Origin of the sequence: Kibdelosporangium banguiense (assembly GCF_017876405.1) — a bacterium.
Taxonomy (GTDB): Bacteria; Actinomycetota; Actinomycetes; order Mycobacteriales; family Pseudonocardiaceae; genus Kibdelosporangium; species Kibdelosporangium banguiense.
Genome location: NZ_JAGINW010000001.1, coordinates 5,146,465 through 5,165,478 on the forward strand (window position 1 = coordinate 5,146,465; position 19,014 = coordinate 5,165,478).

Annotated in this window: 16 protein-coding genes; 8 read left to right on the forward strand and 8 right to left on the reverse strand. The window is 65.7% G+C overall.

The annotated features are described in order from the left end of the window. The first annotated feature begins 6 nt into the window (after positions 1-6). Positions 7-2,478, forward strand: coding sequence for a glycoside hydrolase family 172 protein (locus tag JOF56_RS24415; protein WP_209641857.1), 2,472 nt, complete (start codon positions 7-9; stop codon positions 2,476-2,478). A 33-nt stretch (positions 2,479-2,511) separates the two neighbouring features. On the opposite strand, the gene JOF56_RS24420 is transcribed toward JOF56_RS24415, so the two are convergent. Further along, positions 2,512-3,510, reverse strand: coding sequence for a LacI family DNA-binding transcriptional regulator (locus JOF56_RS24420; RefSeq protein ID WP_209641858.1), 999 nt, complete (start codon positions 3,508-3,510; stop codon positions 2,512-2,514). A gap of 166 nt (positions 3,511-3,676) precedes the next feature. On the opposite strand from JOF56_RS24420, the gene JOF56_RS24425 reads away from it, so the two are divergent. The 3 genes from JOF56_RS24425 (at position 3,677) to JOF56_RS24430 (ending at position 6,019) form a co-directional block, all read left to right on the forward strand. Continuing rightward, positions 3,677-5,089, forward strand: a complete 1,413-nt coding sequence (locus tag JOF56_RS24425; RefSeq protein ID WP_209641859.1) for an L-fucose/L-arabinose isomerase family protein — start codon at positions 3,677-3,679, stop codon at positions 5,087-5,089. Positions 5,090-5,720: 631 nt separating this feature from the next. Beyond that, the gene (locus tag JOF56_RS59565) at positions 5,721-5,843 is read left to right on the forward strand and encodes a hypothetical protein (RefSeq protein ID WP_281065481.1); all 123 of its coding nucleotides are present in this window, start codon (positions 5,721-5,723) and stop codon (positions 5,841-5,843) included. 11 nt (positions 5,844-5,854) lie between these two features. Beyond that, entirely contained in the window at positions 5,855-6,019 is a 165-nt protein-coding gene (locus tag JOF56_RS24430) for a beta-ketoacyl synthase N-terminal-like domain-containing protein (protein ID WP_245378376.1), read from the forward strand. Here the strand turns inward: JOF56_RS24430 and JOF56_RS24435 are convergent. Then, complete coding sequence (locus tag JOF56_RS24435; protein WP_209641861.1) at positions 5,982-7,244, reverse strand: nitric oxide synthase oxygenase; 1,263 nt, start codon at positions 7,242-7,244, stop codon at positions 5,982-5,984. The two genes, JOF56_RS24430 and JOF56_RS24435, sit on opposite strands and share 38 nt — an antisense overlap. A 187-nt stretch (positions 7,245-7,431) precedes the next feature. On the opposite strand from JOF56_RS24435, the gene JOF56_RS24440 reads away from it, so the two are divergent. Beyond that, positions 7,432-9,363, forward strand: a complete 1,932-nt coding sequence (locus JOF56_RS24440) for a beta-propeller domain-containing protein (RefSeq protein WP_209641862.1) — start codon at positions 7,432-7,434, stop codon at positions 9,361-9,363. 18 nt (positions 9,364-9,381) lie between these two features. Here JOF56_RS24440 and JOF56_RS24445 read toward each other — a convergent pair whose 3' ends face one another. From JOF56_RS24445 to JOF56_RS24465, 5 genes are read right to left on the reverse strand one after another with little or no spacing between them, the layout of a single operon-like run. Further along, on the reverse strand, positions 9,382-10,377 hold the full coding sequence (locus JOF56_RS24445; protein WP_209641863.1) for a prenyltransferase/squalene oxidase repeat-containing protein: 996 nt from the start codon (positions 10,375-10,377) through the stop codon (positions 9,382-9,384). Continuing rightward, positions 10,374-11,081 carry a class I SAM-dependent methyltransferase gene (locus JOF56_RS24450; protein ID WP_209641864.1) on the reverse strand — a complete coding sequence of 236 codons (708 nt, stop codon included), beginning with the start codon at positions 11,079-11,081 and terminating at the stop codon, positions 10,374-10,376. Before JOF56_RS24450 ends, JOF56_RS24445 begins: the two co-directional genes overlap by 4 nt. Continuing rightward, the gene (locus JOF56_RS24455; protein WP_209641865.1) at positions 11,075-12,229 is read right to left on the reverse strand and encodes a glycosyltransferase family 4 protein; all 1,155 of its coding nucleotides are present in this window, start codon (positions 12,227-12,229) and stop codon (positions 11,075-11,077) included. The genes JOF56_RS24450 and JOF56_RS24455 overlap by 7 nt, the downstream gene beginning before the upstream one ends. 3 nt (positions 12,230-12,232) lie before the next feature. After that, positions 12,233-12,406, reverse strand: coding sequence for a hypothetical protein (locus JOF56_RS24460; protein WP_209641866.1), 174 nt, complete (start codon positions 12,404-12,406; stop codon positions 12,233-12,235). Continuing rightward, positions 12,394-14,721 carry a caspase family protein gene (locus JOF56_RS24465; protein ID WP_209641867.1) on the reverse strand — a complete coding sequence of 776 codons (2,328 nt, stop codon included), beginning with the start codon at positions 14,719-14,721 and terminating at the stop codon, positions 12,394-12,396. Before JOF56_RS24465 ends, JOF56_RS24460 begins: the two co-directional genes overlap by 13 nt. A 23-nt stretch (positions 14,722-14,744) precedes the next feature. Between JOF56_RS24465 and JOF56_RS24470 the strand changes: the two genes are divergently transcribed. From JOF56_RS24470 to JOF56_RS24480, 3 genes are all read left to right on the forward strand, one after another. Continuing rightward, positions 14,745-15,647, forward strand: coding sequence for an alpha/beta hydrolase family protein (locus JOF56_RS24470; RefSeq protein ID WP_209641868.1), 903 nt, complete (start codon positions 14,745-14,747; stop codon positions 15,645-15,647). A 166-nt stretch (positions 15,648-15,813) separates the two neighbouring features. Continuing rightward, complete coding sequence (locus tag JOF56_RS24475) at positions 15,814-17,205, forward strand: glycoside hydrolase family 28 protein (RefSeq protein WP_209641869.1); 1,392 nt, start codon at positions 15,814-15,816, stop codon at positions 17,203-17,205. 48 nt (positions 17,206-17,253) lie between these two features. Further along, positions 17,254-18,723 carry a DHA2 family efflux MFS transporter permease subunit gene (locus tag JOF56_RS24480; protein ID WP_209641870.1) on the forward strand — a complete coding sequence of 490 codons (1,470 nt, stop codon included), beginning with the start codon at positions 17,254-17,256 and terminating at the stop codon, positions 18,721-18,723. Positions 18,724-18,779: 56 nt separating this feature from the next. On the opposite strand, the gene JOF56_RS24485 is transcribed toward JOF56_RS24480, so the two are convergent. Beyond that, on the reverse strand, positions 18,780-18,974 hold the full coding sequence (locus JOF56_RS24485; RefSeq protein WP_209641871.1) for a hypothetical protein: 195 nt from the start codon (positions 18,972-18,974) through the stop codon (positions 18,780-18,782). Between the last annotated feature and the right edge of the window lie 40 nt (positions 18,975-19,014).

The window sequence follows — 19,014 nt, forward strand, 5'->3', positions numbered from 1 at the left end:
GGCGGGATGCGCTTCGGGTCCCTGCTCGCATCGACACTTATCTCCGCTCTTGTCCTGACTCTGGCGCCGGGTGCGGCCGAGGCCGCGCCGCGGGCGGTCAGTGCGCTCGACAAGGGCCCTATCGGCTGGCAGGTCTATCGCGATGTCAGCCAGCTCGCCAGGTTGAGACCAGGTGCTGTGTCGCGCCAGTTCTCCAGTTTCGACCGGACCGGCGGCAATGACGACGGGTTCGAAGGCACCTATTCGTGTCTGCGCACCACGGCGACGGGGTGCGTGCTGGCCGAACGGGCTGGGCCCGGGCAGATCGACTCGATGTGGTTCACCCGGGACTTCGGCTCGATGGCGGCCAACGGCCGGATCAAGGTCGAGCTGGACGGCGCTGTTGTCCTGGACCGGCTGCTGCAGGAGGTTGTCGACGGAAAGGCCGGTGCGCCTTACCTTTGGCCGCTTGTCGGCAACGGTGAGGATACGTCCGGCGGCGCGGTGATCAAGGTGCCCATGCCGTACCGCGAGTCGATGCGCGTGACGCTGCAAGCGAATCCGCGTTTCTACCACGTGAGCTTCCGCGACTTCGCGGACGCCGACGGCGTGCAGACCTTCAACCCCGCCGACCAGGCGCTCGACGTGATCGCCAAACTTCGGGCGCACGGCATTCGCGACCCCAAGGGCGTTGCTGCCCAGCAGTTGCCGGTAGCCACGGGTTCGATCGCCACTGGTGCTTCGAAGAACGTGGCCACGATGGCGGGTTCGGGGTGGATCAGCCAGCTGCGGGTCAAGGTGCCGCAGATCCTCAGCAGTCCCCGGGTCGGCGACGACGGCCGGGCGTTCGCGATCGGCGGGTCGTCCACGTTCAAGGTGGCGATCGATCCGGCCAACCAGGGCGTGCGGATCACTCGGCGCTATGACCCGCAGGTGGGCAACCAGCGGGCGCGCTTGTCCGTCGACGGCACCCAAGTCGGGTTCTGGGAGAGCGGTGCCCGGATTTCGACTGGTCAGTGGCGCGACCAGACGATCATGGTGCCGCCCGCGCTGACCGCGGGCCGCGCGTCGCTGACCGTGCTGAACGAGTACCTTTCGTCTGATTTGGACGTCAACGAGTTCCGGTACGACATCCACAGCGATGTCGGCGGGGACTGGCGCCGGACCGACGTGATGGACGTCGGCCCGAATCATCCCGGCGACGAGCAGGCACACGGGTACACCATCCGCGGCCTGAACTGGCAGGGCTTTCGGGTGTTCCGGTACCCGGTCGCGACCGCCGACGTGACCCGGTCCGACGCTCTGCTGGCCGGCGTCCGGGTGGTGATCTCGTTTGACGGCAAGACAGGGGTGGACGCACCGCTCGGTGAGTTCTTCGGTTCGGGACTCGGCGAGTACGACACGCGTTCTCTGATGTCGTCCATCGACACCGCACCTGACGGCTGGTACACGTCCTGGTGGCCGATGCCGTACAGCCGTAATGCGACCGTGGTGCTGGTGAACGAGAGCGGCATCGCGCTCGGCGATGTGACCGTGGAAACCGAACACATCGACGATCCCGCGGTCGCCCCGGCGCTGCAGGCAGGCCGGCTCGGCTACTTCCGGGCCACCAAGCAGGCCGGGAACACCGTGCCCGGCCGGGATTTCACCTTCCTGGAGACCAGCGGGCGCGGCGTCTACTACGGCGTCACCCACTCCATGCGCGGCGACATCCCCAACGGCAACATGCGGCTCTACCTGGAAGGAGATGAACGGGTCTACGTCGACGGCGCGGCCACGCCGACGATCTACGGCACCGGGACCGAGGACTTCTACGAGTCCGGCTGGTACTTCCGCGACGGCATCACGTACTCCATGCCGCTCGCCGGAAACCCGGCGTGGGAGTTGAACGCCGACGGGTGCGCGCATGACTGCACCGGGGCATACCGGCTGATGGTCGGTGAGGCCGTGTCGTTCTCTTCCAGCCTGCGGTTCGACATTCAGCATGGACCTGTCAACGACGCGCCGGCCAACTACAGTTCGACGTCCTACTGGTACAGCCAGGCGCAGCCGGCCATATCGGAGACAGACGTTCTTGACGTGACCGACGACGCCAGCCGCGCGGCACACAGCTACCAGGCGACAGGCGAGACGCGACGGACGCTGCAGTCGACTTTCGAAGGCAAGGACGATCGAGTCGTTGTCACGGACGGTGTCGCCGTCACCACGGGAGCGATCACGTTCAACGCCAGGCTGGGCCCGGGCAGTACCGGCGCGCGGCTGCTGCGGATGGGCGATCAGAACGAGAGCTACCAGCAGGCAAGCGTTTTCGTCGACAGTGTTCTGATCGGTAATTGGCTGCAGCCACTGGGCAACACGTCGTCACGCTGGCTGGAGGATTCGTTCGAGCTGCCGGAGAGCATGGTGGCAGGCAAGACTTCGGTGAGTATCCAGATTGTGCCGGCTGGTCCGCCGGCTTGGACGGCTGCCCGGTACCGGATGCTGACCAAGACCGTGTGACAGCCGCGGTGAAGGTCACCTGCCTGGTGGCCTTCACCGCTTGCGGGTCGAACTGCCCCGAGTGATCAAGTTGGCGCGGAGGGTAGTCGTGGTGAAGGTGCGTGTGCTGTCCGCGATGCGTGCCATGAGCAGTTCGGCCGCGACTTTGCCGATGTCATAGGCAGGTTGCGACACGACCGAGAGAGGAGGGTTGACCAGCGGTGCCCACGGGGCGTCGTCGAACGCGACCACGCCGACGTCCTCGCCGAGCCTGAGGTCTAGTTCGGACAGTGCCTCCAGCACCCCGATGGCCATCGTGCTGTTGGCCACGAGCAAAGCGTCCGGACGTTCGTCTTGGGTCAGCAGGTCGATGGTGGCGTCACGGGCGCCGTCGGCACGGTACGCGGTGCGGCGGACAAACTTGGCTGAATAGCGCCGTTTTGCCGCCCGCGTGGCGTCCTTGTAGCCGGCGAGACGATCGTCGGCCGTGGGTATACCGATCGGGCCGGTGATGCAGCCGACCTGGTCATAGCCTTGCGAGATCAGATGGGCGGTCGCTTCTTTGGCTGCTTGCTTGGTATCCACCAGTACCATGTCGGCCGACGCGTCCGGCAGGTGGCGGTCCACCGCGACCAGCGGGGTCCCGCGTGTGGTCAGCGCGTCTACATTGGTCGCTGTCCCTGTTGGGGAGAGCACGACGCCCGCCACCCGCTCCTGGATCGCCACGTCGATGTAACGCCGCTCCTTGTCCGGATTCTCGTCGGCGTTGCACAGCACCACGGAATACCCCACTGCTTGTGCGACATCCTCGACACCGCGCGCAATCGATGTGAAGAACGGGTTCTCCACGTCGGAGATGATCAAGGCCAGTACCGCGGTCTCCTGGCGGCGCAGGTTGCGGGCCGGGCCGTTGGGCTGATAGCCCAGCTCAGCGGCTGCCGACAGCACCCGCGCGGCCAGTATCGGGTCTACTGTGGACTTGCCGTTCAGGGCCCGGGACGCGGTCGCCGTGGAGACTCCTGCCTTGGTCGCCACGTCATTGATGGTCGCCACAACCCACCGGCCTCACTCGAGTTGGAACCAGAATACCCACTGCGGCACGTCATGACGGCATCCCCCGAGCCGCACCATGTTGACACTACTCCGGCTGGAGAATAGCGTCATGAGTAATCGATTACTCGACTCTAGGGCAGTGTCGCCCGAACGTGTTGGAGGATTCGTGGCCCGGATCGGTGTGATCAGCATTTCCGACGGCCGAGACTACGTACACGGCGGGATCGCCGGTTTCATCCGTACCGCTGAGGACAAACTCGCCGACCGGCTCGGCGCGGCCGGGCACACGGTGATCCGCGGCAGCGCCCCGGTCAGTACCAACACGCTGGCCACCTCCGTCGCACGGGAAGTCGCGGCGGTGGGCGTGGATCTGACTGTGCTGCACTATGCCGTCTGGGCCTTCCCGCATTTCACGATGCTGGCCGCTGGGTCGCTGCCCGGCCCGTTGTTGCTGCTGTCCAACGTTGATCCGGTCCAGCCCGGCATGGTGGGCATGCTCGCCGCCGGTGGCGCTCTGGACCAGATTGGACGCGAGCACATCCGCCTGTGGGGTGACCCGGACTCGGCTGAGCTGATCATCCAGATCGGCGTGCACGCCAAGGCCGCCGCCGCGGTCGCGAGCCTGCGCGGCGCCACCTTCGGTCGGATCGGAGGCCGGCCGATGGGGATGAACACCGCGGTGGCCAACACGGATCAGTGGCAACGGCAGTTCGGTATCGACGTCGAGGAGATCGACCAGTGGGAGATCGTCCGGCGTGCCGAACTCGCCGACGCCGGGGAGAAAGTCAAGGCGCGGGAGTGGTTGGAGCAGCATGCAAACGTTCACTACGACGGCGAGAAGCTCACGCCCGCGTTGCTCGAACGGCAGATCGGCTCCTACATGGCGATGCGCGAGCTGATCGACGAGTGGAACCTGGACTTCACCGGGATCAAGGGGCAGCCGGAGCTGACGCAGTACTTCGCCACGATGGACATAGCAGAGGCGTTGCTGAACGATCCGTACGACTGGAACGGTCCGAAAGAGTCTCATGTCTGCGCGACCGAGGCGGACATGGACGGAGCGTTGACGATGCAACTATTCAAGCAGATTGCCCATACGCCGGTACTGTTCGCGGACGTCCGGCACTACCACAGCGACCGGGACATCTGGGACCTGTGCAACTCCGGGCAGCACGCAACCTGGTTCGCCGCCCGCAGCGACGACCCAGCCGAGAACCTCGCGCGGGTACACCTATATCCAGAGGTGTTCTTCTTCCCAGCGGGAGGCGCGTCCGTGCACCACCTGGCAGCGCCGGGCGAGATGACCCTGGGCCGCCTGACCCGTAAAGACGGCGCATACAGGATGCAACTGATGCTGGGCTCGTTCGAGTCATACGACGAGGACACCAATCAGGCCCTGATGAAACAGTCGACTTTTGAATGGCCGCACGCCTTCGCCAGGCTTGACGCACCGGCCGAGATGTTCCTGTCCAGGTTCGGTGCCAACCACATCCACGCCATACCTGGTGATCACCGTGCGACTGTGCGCACAGCCTGCTCCCTGCTGGGCGTCACTCTCGACGAGTTCACGCGGGCCTGACGCGCTTGTTGGTAAGGACATCAGGAAGGTGTCCTGGCGAAGTCTGCAAGGGACGGTCGTAGCTTGCCTCCAGATGCCTCGGGCAATTCGATCCTGTGTGGAGTGGACACTCGCGCCACCGAGGACTGCGCTGCCGGCCCAGGCTGAACTCACGCCCGTCGCCGTGAACCACTCATGGCGTGCAGCCAGACTTTTACTCACTGGCCGCCGGGATAGCGACCTCCGGCGCGGTCACCGACGGGAGCCGGATGCTGTTCCAGGGGGTTCGTTCGCGTTCTGGCTATCGGCCGCCAAACCCGTGCCGACCGGCAGCAAAGGCCTGCTTACGCTGCCCTGCTTCGCAGGCAAGCGAACCCCGAGCCTTGACCCGAATGCCAGAGGGGACCATCACACGTCTGACGCTCAGTCACAGCCAAGCCGGACTCTGGACCCGGATCGTCCCGGGTGACCGGACTCCAGCAGCAACTCCCTCGGAAACCAACGACGTCTGCACGAAATGAAAGCTGCTACCTGGACTGTGGCCGTCTGCGAGCCAGTAGTCGTTTGATCAGCCCGCGGCTGTCGACCGGTCGCGCGAGCAGCCGATGCTCGTGGACGTCCCGGGAAAACTGGGCTCCGCCTGGCTGGGATAGTGGCCGCGGTGCTGCTGCTGGCCGAGAATCTGGTGAACTGGCGGGCAGGCAAGAAATGGGCGGCGCTGTGGTCGACCTTGTTCGTGATGGTCGTGGTTCTGATATTGGTCGTCCTTCCGTAGCTGTGGGTTCGATGCGGGCCAGATGCTGTCAGTTCAGTGCAGACGCCGCCGAGTTCGACGGCGACTTCTTCGGCATCGCGCCACGGGAGGCGGCCGCCATGGACCCGCAGGTTGGCTTGCTTTGTTGGTGGATGGTTGTCAGCGGAGGTATGTCCAGGGGCAGGCGGTCTGGGTGAGGGTGGGGGATTCGGTTTGGGTGCGGGCGGTTTGGGGTGGGGCGCCATGGGTGGCGCGGTGGGCGGAAGAGTCGTCGAGGAGGAATTCGGGGCGTAAGTGGTCGGTGTCGTAGTAGCGGTGGAAGACGGGGGTCTGGGAGGGCGACATGGGCGGGACGATCCAGCTCCAGTCGGCGGGGCAGGTGCGGCCGGCGCGTTGTTCCTTTTCCAGGTGTTTGATGAAGCGGTCGGATTCGGTGTGGTGGTCGGTGATGGTGACGCCGGCTGCCGCGTAGGAGTGCAGGACGGCACGATTGAGTTCGACGAGGGCGCGGTCGCGCCAGAGGGTGGTGGCGTTGCTTGTGTCGAGGTCGAGGCGGCGGGCTATCTCGGGCAGCAGGTCGTAGCGTTCGGTGTCGGCGAGGTTGCGGGCGCCGATCTCGGTGCCCATGTACCAGCCGTTGAACGGGGCGGCGGGGTAGGAGACGCCGCCGATGACCATGCGCATGTTGCTGATGGCGGGCACGGCGTGCCAGCGCAGGCCGAGTTCGGCCAGCCAAGGCAGATCAGGATGCGTGATGGGGACTTCCTGCACCGCGTCGGAAGGCAACTCGTACAGCCGGGGACCTGACTCGGCGGTCTCGATGACCACGGGCAGGACATCGAAGGCGCCGTGCGGCTCGGCCGGGCGCCAGCCGAGTTTCGTTACCGAGTCGGTGAAGCCCAGGTATCGGGGATCGCCGATCACACTCCCGTCTTCTTGTGGGTACGCCGCATAGCGAATCAGTTGCTCGTTCCAGATGCGCGGAGCAGGCCTGCCGGGGCCCTCCGGGGCGAAGACCGACATCAGGGGCCGGATCTTGCCGCCGTTCCACGCCTGCCGAAGGTGCTGTACGCACTGTTCGGCCACGTCATCAGCGGTGCGCACGGCCCGCAGGTCGCGGACACGCAGGCTCCGCCAGTACAGGCGACCGATGCAGCGTGCGCTGTTGCGCCACGCCACCTGGGCGCCGAAAGTCAGCTCGGCAGTGGTGTGCTGGTAGGTGCCGGTCAGGTCGATCTCCGCGTGCACCCAGGCCACACGCCGGTCGACGTCACCGGCGTCCGGGTGCTCCGCGTGGAACAGCCTGACGAACTCCTCGGCTTGGCCAGGGTCCACCGGTTCGTCCGGTGGCGGCGGTGGACTGGGAGCCAGAAGATGATCGGATGGCTGCCAGGTACCGGGTCTGTCGCCGCTGACGATCACGGGCCGAAATCTAACCGTTATCGATGTCAGCGGCAACGCATTCCGGCGCTGTCACCGTCTTGTGTGTATGGCAGGCAGAGCGGGACTACCGAGAGTTGATACGCGCAGGATCGTTGCTGGTGGGGCGATTGCGATCGCCATTGGTGCGGCGGCCGCCGCGGCGCCGGCAAGTCTGACCATGCAACCAGTGGATGTGGTTATTGACACACCGTCCGGTGCGATCTCGCTTGTGTCGTTCAACTCCTGCGAGACCGCTCTGAACGGTTTCAGGCGGGCCGCGATGCCGTACGTCGGACTGTATGGGTTCAGTGGCCCGTCCTACATGGCAACGGACTCCCGCAGCGGTGGCATCGCACTGGACGCCGTGCCTGCCGCGCCGATGGCTGCCGGAGCGCCTCAGCAACAGAGCGGGAAGGCCGCCGCCGGGCAAAGCGAAAGCGCGGCCGGCCAGGGCACTCGCCAGACACCCGGCCATTCCACCACCAACACTCATGAGGCCGGTGTGGACGAGCCGGACATCGTGAAGACCGATGGCAGAAGGCTGGTGTCGATCGCCGACGGACGGCTCAAAGTCGTCGATGTGGCCTCCCGCAAGGTGACAGGCACCCTCGACGTGCCCGATGTGTATGTGTCGAACATGCTCATCTCCGGCGACCGCGCCCTGCTTGTGACCAACCAGAGCAATGCCATCGTCTACGACATGCCGATGCCGCCTGGCCGTGGCAAGCCCATGCCGGGCATGCCGCTCGGTATGGGGTCGAAACTGCTGCTCGTCGATCTCGTTGGTACGCCTCGGATCCTGGGTAGCCTGGCGGTTGACGGCGGATACGTGGACGCACGCCAGATCGGTAGTGTGGCCCGGGTTGTCGTGCGCAGTCAGCCGAAGCTGAAGTTCGCCTATCCCGACGGGACACGGACACCCGCCTCCTTGCTGAGTGAGAACCGCGAAATCGTGTCGAGTGCGCCGATCGACGACTGGCTGCCCCGCTATCAGCTCGAACGCGAGGGCGCGAAATCCGAAGGCCGCCTGGTCGACTGCAACCGGATCAGCCACCCCGCGTACTACACGGGTACGGGCATGCTTACCGTGCTCACGCTTGACCTGACGCGGGATCTGGGTACCGGTGACCCCGTTTCCGTTGCCGCGGACGGCGATACGGTCTACGGGTCCGGCTCGAGCCTCTACATCGCCGATGATCATCAAAGCCGCATGGTCCCGATGACATTCGACCGGACGACCACGCCCGGAATCCCGCGGCTGCCGGACAGGACCCAGATCCACCGGTTCGACATCGCCGGCTCCGGCCCGCCGAAATACGCCGGCTCGGGCGAGGTCGAAGGCACCCTGCTCAACCAGTTCTCGCTGTCTGAGCACAATGGACATCTCCGGGTCGCCACGACTGTGGGCCAGCCGGGTGGTCCGAACGCTCCGCAGCAGTCGCACAGCATGGTGACTGTCCTCGCGCGTGGCCCGAACTCGCTGACCGAGGTCGGCCGCGTGGACGGGCTGGGCAAGGGCGAGCGGATCTACGCGGTCAGATTCTTCGGACCGGTCGGGTACGTGGTCACGTTCCGGCAGGTGGATCCGTTGTACACCCTGGACTTGTCGCAGCCCGCCAAACCGCGCGTGGTCGGCGAGCTGAAGATCACCGGGTACTCGGCCTACCTGCACCCGGTGGGCGAAGGCAAGATTCTCGGCGTGGGCCAGGAGGCCACCGACCAGGGCAGGCGCCTGGGCTCCCAGGTCTCGTTGTTCGATGTCGCCAACCCGGCGGCGCCGAACCGTCTTGCCCAGTACCAGATTGAGGGCGGATCGTCCGAGGTGGAGTACGACGCGCACGCCTTCCTGTACTGGCCGGAGCGCAACCTCGTGGTGGTCCCGGTGATGGACACGAAGATCGCGCGCTCGTTGAACGGCGACTACCAGCAGGCCAACTACGCCCTGGTGCTCAGGATCGACCAGGGCAGGCTCACCGAGGCCGGCCGGATCTCGCACACCAACGGCATGATCAGGCGGTCGCTGGTGATCGGCGACGAGTTGTGGACCCTGTCGGACGCCGGGCTGATGGTCAGTGGACTGGACGGGCTGGGACAGCGGGCTTGGATCGCGTTGCGGTGAGTGGCGCATGCCTCCACGTTAGTCGAACGGATGTTCGATCGGCATCACTCGATCGGGTAGCGTGCTGATTTCCTTGGCGGACAAGGGTTTGAAGACCGTATGGATGGCCGGGTCGCCGGTGACGGCGGCCCGGGCCAGCAAGATCGCGCCGGCGGTCCAGGTCGTGCGTTCGGCCGGCCAGATCACCTCGTTGGCGAACTGGTAGCCCGTCCAATAAGAACCGTCTTCGTGGCGGAGCAACTCGATGTCTGCCAACAGGTCCTGAACGCGCCCGTCACCACGCAGAGCCAGGGTCAACGCGAGCTCGGCAGTCTCGCCACCGGTGACCCACGGCTGGTCCCGCACGCACCTGACGCCCAAGCCGGGCTCGACGAACCGATCCCAGTCGCGGGAAAGCCGTTCTGCGGCAGCGGATCCAGTGAAGATCGAGCAGAGTACCGGGTAGTACCAGTCCATCGAGTGTGGCTTGGCGGCGAACAGTTCCGGCCGGTTGCGGATCGCAGTGGCGACATTGGCGGCAGCCGCGATCCAGTCCGGCCGCGGCTGACCGACGCGGGCGGCGATGATGGAAGCGCAAAGCAGCGACTGGTGGATACTGGCGCATCCGGCCAGCAGGAACTCTTCGGACGTGTCCCGCCACCGGATCGGGCCTTCAGGAGACTGCATCTGGAGGACAAAATCCATGGCAGCCCGCACGGTCGGCCACAACTCCACCAGAAATGAAGTGCCGCGGAGCAATGAGTGATGTAGGACGCCGACCGCGACATAGGCGGTGAAGTTGGCGTCCTTCGCCGGATTCGTGACGGTCCCGTCCTGATACTCCGCATACCAGGAGCCATCGGCATTCTGGGTTCTGGCGAGCCATCGATAGGCGGCGGCCGCTTCCTCGGGATAGCCACCGATGTCGAGTCCCATGGCCGCCTCGATGTGATTCCACGCATCCGCCGGACCACCGGGATACCACGGAATCGCGCCGGAATCCTGCTGAACCGAAGCGATCCATGCCGCCGTCATGAACCGGGCTTCCTGGCATAGATGACAAGACTCTTGCCGAGGAAGGGGTTCAGCATCCGTTCGAGCAGGCGGACGAGTTTGGGTCCACGCATGATGTCCCAGCACAGGAACTGGTGATAGAGACGGACGACGGCTGTGTCGTTCTCCGGCCCGGCGGCGCATTTGAGCCACCAGTAAGGAGAATGCAGGGCGTGCGCGTGGTGCGTCCGGACCGGCTCCAGACCGGCGGCCCGCAATTGCCTGATCAGCCCATTCCGGCGATAGATCCGGACATGGCCGCCCTCGACCTGGTGATATGAATCGGAAAGCGCCCAGCAGATTCGTTCCGGCCACCAGCGCGGCACGGTCACCGCGATCATGCCGCCGGGTTTCAGCACCCGCGCGGCTTCGGTGATCATTGCCTGATCACCGGGGACGTGTTCGAGGATCTCGGCCGCGATCACCCGATCGAAGCTGCCGTCGGGAAAGGGCAGCGCGAGTCCACTGGCACGTAGTGCGAGCGTCGCACCGGCGGTGTCCCCGGCGTCGGCCAGAGCCTGGAACATATCGCGGACGTCTTTCAAGTCAGCGCTGTTGACATCGAGCGCCACGACATTCGCGCCACGTTTGCCTGCTTCGAAAGCGTGCCGGCCGCCGCCGCATCCGAGATCAAGGACACGGTCGCCTGGCCCGACTCTGAAACGGCCGAAATGGACGGTCAGCAAGGACGCACGCTCCCGAGCAGTTCGTGGTAACAGGCAACGGTCTCCTCGGCGGTCCGGCGCCAGCTCAACTGACTGGCACGAGCGATACCTGCCTGTCCGGCACGTGCTCTCGCCGCGGAATCGGCCAGCAAATCGGTCAGAGCGCGGGCGAGCGCGGCCGAATCGCCGGGCGGGACCAGCATTCCGCCGTTGCCGACCACTTCCGGCAAGGCCCCGCCAGTGGTCGCGACGACCGGGACCCCGCACGCCATTGCTTCCACCGCGGGTAAGGAGAACCCTTCGAACAGGGATGGAACGCACACGATCTCGGCACTCGCGATCAGTTCCGCGTACTCGGCGGCCGGAAGGTTTGCCACAAATGTGGCGTCACTCTGCCGGGCCGGTTTGGGACGCCCGATCACCAAGAGTTCGCAGTCCCGTTGACGCCGGGCCTCGGCGAACGCGGCCAGCAGATAGTCGAGTCCTTTCAGGGGTTCGTCCGCGCTTGCGACGCAGACGATCCTGCCGGGCACGGGTTTCCCGGGACGGAAGATCCGATCGGCACTGAGCGGCGTCACCCGGATACGGGCCGGCCGCACGTCCATCCGCGAGATGATCTCTGCCCGGGAAGCCGACGAAACCGTGAGGACCAAAGGCAGGCGCTGAGCCACTCGGCGCTGCATCCGGGTGAACCGGTACCACCGTTGAGAACCGGATGTCATCTCGCTGTCGATGCTCACCGGGTGATGGATTGTCGCCATGACAGGAACGCCACGAATGCCAAGCAGGCCGTACCCCAGGCTTTGGTTGTCGTGCACCACATCGAATTCACCACGTCTTGCTGCCAAGTGTCGCCTGACGCGCAACGAGAATGCCAACGGCTCGGAGAAACGGCCGAGCCGCATGCCGGCGAACTCCACCCAGTCCGGGATTCGGCGCAGTTCCGACAGCCGAGGTGTGCGGAACGGGTTCGGTTCGGCATAGAGGTCGAGCCCAGGCAGCTTGGTGAGCCGGACACCGGGATCGACAACTGGATATGGCGGCCCGGCGATCACTTCGACATAGTGCCCCAGCGCGGCCAGTTCCCGGCTCAGATGCCGGATGTACACGCCTTGGCCGCCGCAATGCTCCTTGCCGCGATAGGACAGCAGCGCGACCCGGAGGCTCACGGCTCAGCCGCCGAGTTCTCGAACCCTCGCGGAGATCTTGAGTGTTTCCGGATGGTCGAGTCGTTTGTGCAGCCGGACCGACCTGTCCCATAACGGCTTGAGCAGGGAAACGTTGTCCCAGTGGATGATGACGCCGATCTCGAGTGCGCGTGGATCGTCATCCGCTAGCTCCGCCACGATTCGGGCGAGCCGCCGGCGGTTCTCCAAAACAGGGGGGGTTGCTCGTTTTCGAGGGTATAGAAGTAATAGTTCAGCCGGGCGTTCACGGTCACATCGTGGTGCGGCCCGAGTTCGGCCTCGGCATCGGCGATCAGTTCGAGAGAAAGCCGCGCGGACTCCGTACCATCGCCGAGTTTTCCAATGACCACGGCGTGCAGGTGACGTGCGTGCAAGGTCTCTTCGTTCTCGGCGCCGAGGATTGCGGTCGTGTCGTCGACCAGTGATCGCAGCTGTTCACGTGACTCCTCGAAGGATGCGAGCTCGAACAGCAGGTAACCGATGTTGTTGCGGATACTGAAGATCTCGGGATCGGCGCGGTCGAGGACCTCGGTGGCAATGGGGAGCAGATTCTGGAAGCCGGTGAGGGCCGCGGCGCGGTCGCCTGTTTTGCCGACGGCGGTGAGGTATCGGGCCTGGGCGACAATGGCCAGGCGCGAGCGGGAGCCTTCGGCGGCGATGATTCGCTGCCGCCAGAAGTCCCAGAGATCGCGGTTTTCGGCGGGAACGGCCGGGGCACGGTTTGTCAGGCTCTGGAGTGCCTCCTCTTTCAGGCCTGCCTGCCAGCAGTGTTCGGCTTCGGCCGCGTCGGCGTAAACCTGTTCGGGTGAACCGGATGCGCGGTCTGAGATTGGTGCCAGAGAGGCCAGCGCGCTGACGAGAGCATTGTGTGCTGAGGCTGATCCGGGTGGGCCATCGGTGAAACGGGTGACAGTTTCCGCAGGTGTGCCGGCGTTTCTGCGGCTGACCATGGCGGCTTCGTGGACGATGAAGTCACGGACCGCACTGACCGGACAGCCACTTGCGGCAACCAGCAAAGTGGTCGGAAGCTGGGCTTTCCCGGCGGCGTTGAGCACGTCGAGAACAGGATCGTTGTCCGGCGGCACAGCGACCTTGCCGGGAAATGAGATCGGCCTGTCGATGACATGGCCCTGGATACTGCGCGCCGAGCCGGATTCCAGGATCTCGTTGAGGACAACGACCGTGCCCAGCCGCACGGTCCGCTGGGCCGGCAGTTCTTCCCGGGATGCCAGTACGAGTTGCAGCTTCCCATTGAGAGCACGAGGATCCAGCGCACGGCGGAATCGACTGCGGAGGGTCTCCGGCAGATTGTCGATACCGTCGACCGCGACCCGGATTTTCTCGTTGATCCCGGCGAGCGGGCCGAGGACGGCTCGTTGAAACGAATCCGCGGCCTGCCAGGCGGCGGAATCGGCGGAATCCCGGTACGCGGCAACCGCGTCAGCGAACCCGGGAACTGAACGGCTGAGCTGACGGGCCAGCTCGGCCGCGATCCGCTCGGCGGTATCCGTGGCGGACAAGAAAAGCACGGCGTCCATCAGCTTCGGCGGGACGAATCGCTCAGCGACCGAAGGTCGCGCCAGTGCGGCGATCATGCTGGATTTGCCCGAACCCGCCGGGCCGTTGACGGCCACAAAAGTCGTGCCGCTCAAGATAATGCTGACCAGCGACGCGAGGGCGTGCGGAGGGGTGTAGTCCCGGGTCAATCGGTCGATCTCAGTGGATGCCGGGTTGTCGGCGGCGGGCGAGCCGCGCCACGCCTCGGACGAGTTCATCGCCAGCCACAGTCCCTCGTCGCCGGTCTCGATCTCGCGACGGCCGTCGAACGCCAGGTGCACAGCGGTCTGCATAGGACAGAGAGATGCCAGCACGGTCTTCATGTCCGGGCAGCGCAGGCGTTCGCCGAGTTTGGGATGCCCGGATCGCAGCACTTGCACCAGTTGCCGGCTGAAGCAGCCGTTCGCGGCAGTGCGTTCGTCGGACGCGGTGAGGACTTCGAAGCGCCGCCCCGCCTGGCCGACGATCTTGATCCAGCGGCCGGCGGCCTGCTGGGCGGCGATTCCGGCGTGGCACGTGTCGAGCAGCAGGACCAGGCCGTCCAGCATGGAGTGCTCGGCGAGCAGTTCCTTGACCCGCTGCGCCAGCATGAAAGCGGTCCGGCTGGACGGCGGCAGCTTGGTGTCCTTGGTCAGGAAGTAGAAGTCGTCGTCGGTGTATTCGCCGTGCCCGACCAGCGCGATGAACAGCGTGGCCTCGTCTTCGGAAGCCCGGGCGAATGCCTCGGTGATCGCGTCGTCGAGTTCGCCGACGGTCGGGTCGACGAGCATCGGACGCTCCGGCAACGCGGGCACGCACCCGCCCACGGCGGGATCCAGCAACGCGGTGGCGACGTCGCTGGCAGCGTCCGGCAGGAACGACAGCAGGTTCAAACCCTCACACTGGGATGCGATCACCAGCGCTCGACGTTCTCCCACGCGAATCACGATAGCCTCACCGCATGGCGGAGGTCGTACTCGTCCACGGGATCGCGCAGGAACAGAAGTCGGCGGACGGCCTCGAAGCCGAATGGCTGCCCAGCCTGGCCGGTGGCGTCCGGGTGGCAGGCCACCCCGAGCTGGCCGACCGGTTGTGGCGGACCAGGCAGATCGACATCCGGATGGCCTTCTACGGCGATCTCTTCCTGTCCAAGGACCAGCAGGGCGCGTCCGACGAACTGACCGGCGCGGAGTGGGAATTCGCCGAGCAGCTCGCCGCCGAATGGCTGCAACGAGCCGCTGAGGATTCGAGCCGCGAGTCCGACCGGGTCGTGGCCGAGCGAGAACTACAAGGTCAGATCGGGGAAACGCAGGGCGCGCGGGCGGCGTTGCGGCCGTTGATCAACAGTTTGACCAGATTGAGGCCGTTCGCGAAGTTCGGCGTCGCGCTCGCGGAACGCGTCGTCGTGAAGGCGTTGCGCCAGGTCACGCGCTATCTGACCGAGGAGGAGATCCGCGTCGCGGTGCAGCAGCGGGTCGGCGCCTTGATCGGCGAGGACACCAAGGTCATCATCGGTCACTCGTTGGGCTCGGTGGTCGCCTACGAGGCCGCTCACCAGCTTGAACGCCCGCTGCCACTGTTGTTGACCCTCGGTTCGCCGTTGGGCCTGCAGACGATCGTCTACGACCGGCTACGGCCACAGCCACCGGGCGTGCCGCCGAAGGTTCAGCGCTGGGTCAACATCGCCGACCAGGACGACCTGGTCGCCGCGCGCCCCAACCTCACAGCGTTGTTCCCGGGAGCCGACGGCGTCCTGGAGAGCGCGTACACAGTCGACAATGGCGCCAAGCCGCATGAGGCGACGTTTTACCTGGCCAAGCAGCAAATCGGCGCGCCGGTCGGACAAGCCCTCCAATCGTCCTAGGCGTCCGCGCTGGACGTACAGCGAGTGACGAGGTGTACTCAGAGCGCGGTACGGCGGTCTGGGGGTACGCCGTGCCGCATCTTGACGTCAGCGCCAGTGCGGGAGTACACCTAGGAATGTAAACGTTTTCATACGCCGCCGCCTGATCCGAAGGGACCGCGTGAGCATGGCGAATGATCGTTCCCGTCGCGACTTCCTGAAAGCATCCGGCCTGGTGGCGGCCGGGGCGCTGCTGCCGGGGACGGCGTACGCGGCGCCGGCGTCCCCCTGGGACGAGGTGCCGGTCATCCTCGGCCGGATCGTCCCGCCGAGCTTCCCGGACGTGGCCTTCGATGTGACCGCGTACGGCGCGAAAGGCGACGGCAAGACCAAGAACACCGAAGCCTTCCGCAAGGCCATCGAGGCGTGCAACAAGGCAGGCGGCGGCCGGGTGGTCGTACCGTCAGGCAGCTTCCTGACCGGCGCGGTGACGCTGCTGTCCAACGTGAACCTGGTCGTCTCGAACGGCGCCACGCTGAAGTTCAGCACCGACCCGAAGGACTACCCGCGGATCTTCACCCGCTGGCAGGGGATCGAGTGCATGAACTTCTCGCCGTTCATCTACGCCCGCGGCCAGCAGAACGTCGCGATCACCGGGCCCGGCACGATCGACGGCCAGGGCCCGTCCGGCCCCTGGTTCGACTACGACGACAAACGCGGCCCGGACTGGGACCGCCTACAGCAGATGGCGGTCGACAATGTGCCCGTGACCAGCCGGAACTTCGGATCCGGGCACTATCTCAAGCCGAACATGATCCAGCTCTACGAGTGCCGGAACGTCCTGGTCTCCGATGTGTCGCTGCGCAATCCGGCAATGTGGACAATCCACCCCGTACTCGCGAAGAACGTGACAGTTCGCAACGTGAAGGTCTACAGCCGTGGCGGCATGGTGGACGGCTGCGACCCGGAAGCCAGCTCCGACGTGCACATCACCGGCTGCCAGTTCGACACCGGCGACGACGGTGTGGCGATCAAGTCCGGCCGGGACACCGACGGCCGCCGGATCGGTGTGCCCAGCGAGAACATCGTCATCCAGAACTGCACGCACCTCGGTCGCTGGGGCGCGCTGACCGTCGGCAGCGAGATGTCCGGTGGCGTGCGCAACGTGTTCTTCGAGGACTGCACCATCAAGAAAGGCTCGTCGTACAGCGCTTTCCACGTGCTCTACATCAAGACGAACAAGCGCCGCGGTGGCACGGTCGACGGTGTGCACGCGCGACGGATCCGCGCGACCGGCGTGCAGCGTGAGGCGATCAACGTGACGCTGAACTACAGCCTGACCGGGCCGGGTTTCGGGCCGATCGTGAATCCGGCGGTCCGCAACATCACTGTGGACGGCATGACCGTGGAGGGGGCCAGCTACGCGCTGAGCCTGGACGGTCTCAGCGACTCGAAGATCACCGGTGTGTCGATCTCCAACAGCACCTTCACCAAGATCGGCACGGCCACCCCGAAGATCAAGAACGCCGCCAAGCCCGCGTACAGCTCCGTGACCGTGAACGGCAAACCGCTGACCTGATGGGCGACCACTGGTGCACGACCCGCCGCCAGGTATGAGGATGGGAGGGTGACCAGCGAACAGCCGGATCCCCGGCGGTGGCGAGCGCTCTCGGTGACCCTCGGTGTGGGTTTCATGAGCCTGCTCGACGTGAGCATCGTGAACGTTGCCCTGCCCTCGATGCAGATCGGGCTGAACGCGTCCGCGGGCGACGTGCAGTGGGTGGTGTCGGGGTACGCGTTGGCGTTCGGGCTCACGCTGGTCGCCGGCGGCCGGCTTGGTGACGCGTTCGGCCGCCGGGCGATCTTCATCGTCGCGCTGGCCGGGTTCGTGCTCACCAGCGCGCTGGCCGGTGCGGCGCCGTCGATCGAGTTGCTGATCCTGGCCCGGCTGGTGCAGGGTGCGTCGGCCGGATTGCTGACGCCACAAAGCTCCGGGCTGATCCAGAGCATGTTCAGCGGCGCGGAACGCGGCAAGGCGTTCGGACTGCTGGGCGCGACGATCGGGATCTCCACGGCGGTCGGGCCGATTCTCGGCGGGCTGATCATCGCCGCGTTCGGCGCGGAGTCCGGTTGGCGCTGGGTGTTCTACGTCAACGTGCCGATCGGCGTCGTGGCCCTGATCTTCGCCGCGCGGTTGCTGCCGAAAGAGGAACGCCGTCGGATCGATGTGCGCAAGGAGATCGACTTCCTGGGTGCGTTCCTGCTCGGCCTCGCGGTCGTCTGCGTGCTGTTCCCTGTGGTTCAGCTGGAAGGCGGCGGCGCGACCCAGTGGTGGTTGCTGGTGCTGTTCCCGGTCGCGGTCGTGCTCGGATTCCTGTTTGTCCGTTGGGAACACCGGACTGTGCGCGAGGGCCGCGAGCCCCTGTTGGACATGCGGCTGTTCACCAATACCGCGGGATTCGCCTCGGGCGCGGCGATCGGCGCGGTCTACTTCTGTGGCTTCGCCGGGATCTTCGTGGTGCTGGCGATGTTCTTCCAGAGCGGGTTGCACTACACCGCTTTGGAATCCGGGTTGGCGGTGACGTCGTTCGCGCTCGGTTCCGCGGTGTCGGCAGCGGTTGCCGGGCAACTCGTCGCCCGGTGGGGACGCAGAATCACTGTTACGGCGTTGAGCGTCGTCGCGCTGGGAATGGCGGCGGCCGGTGTGGTGGCGTTGCTCGTCCCGGCCGACGGGGCCGGCTTGTGGATGTCGATTCCGTTGCTGCTGGCCGGTATCGGTGGCGGCGCGGTGATCGCGCCGAACGTGACACTGACACTGGAGAACGTGCCGGTCCGGATGGCCGGTGCGGCCGGGGGCGCGATGCAGACCGGGCAACGGATCGGGACCGCGATCGGCGCCGCGTTGCTCGTGGCCGCGTTCCACATCGGCACCAATGTGGCCGGTGGGCGGTATCAGGTGGGTATGGCCGTCGCGATAGGCGTGGCCGTGCTCATCATCATGATCGCCGTGCTGCTCGCGGCCCGGGAGTTGCGCACTCGCAAGACGTGCACGATCGATGAAAGTCTGTCACAGCGCTCTGTGATATCCAGTCAGTAACTATTGTGCTTCTCTCGTGCGTGGCCGACTCACGCACGAGAGAAGGTTAACCACACTTAACGACGGCTGCGCAGCCGCCAGCCACCACCACTGCTGCCCACCCGCGAGCCGATACCGGCCAGATGCAAGGCGACGCACAGGAGTCCGGCGGTCACGATGGTTCCCGCGGTGACCGTCTCGCCGAGAGTCGCGTCGGCCAGATCGAGGATCAGGGCGAGCGCGAACAGAACCGCACCGATGACGGCTAACATGCTGCCTCCAACCTTGGTTTGTGCATCGGAATACCCCCCG

Excerpts from the sequence above, each read along its gene's own strand:
- JOF56_RS24415 (WP_209641857.1), top strand. The coding sequence starts at position 7 with ATGCGCTTCGGGTCCCTGCTCGCATCGACACTTATCTCCGCTCTTGTC.
- JOF56_RS24430 (WP_245378376.1), top strand. The coding sequence starts at position 5,855 with ATGCGGGCCAGATGCTGTCAGTTCAGTGCAGACGCCGCCGAGTTCGAC.
- JOF56_RS24445 (WP_209641863.1), bottom strand. The coding sequence starts at position 10,377 with ATGACGGCGGCATGGATCGCTTCGGTTCAGCAGGATTCCGGCGCGATT.
- JOF56_RS24470 (WP_209641868.1), top strand. The coding sequence starts at position 14,745 with ATGGCGGAGGTCGTACTCGTCCACGGGATCGCGCAGGAACAGAAGTCG.
- JOF56_RS24475 (WP_209641869.1), top strand. The coding sequence starts at position 15,814 with ATGGCGAATGATCGTTCCCGTCGCGACTTCCTGAAAGCATCCGGCCTG.
- JOF56_RS24485 (WP_209641871.1), bottom strand. The coding sequence starts at position 18,974 with ATGTTAGCCGTCATCGGTGCGGTTCTGTTCGCGCTCGCCCTGATCCTC.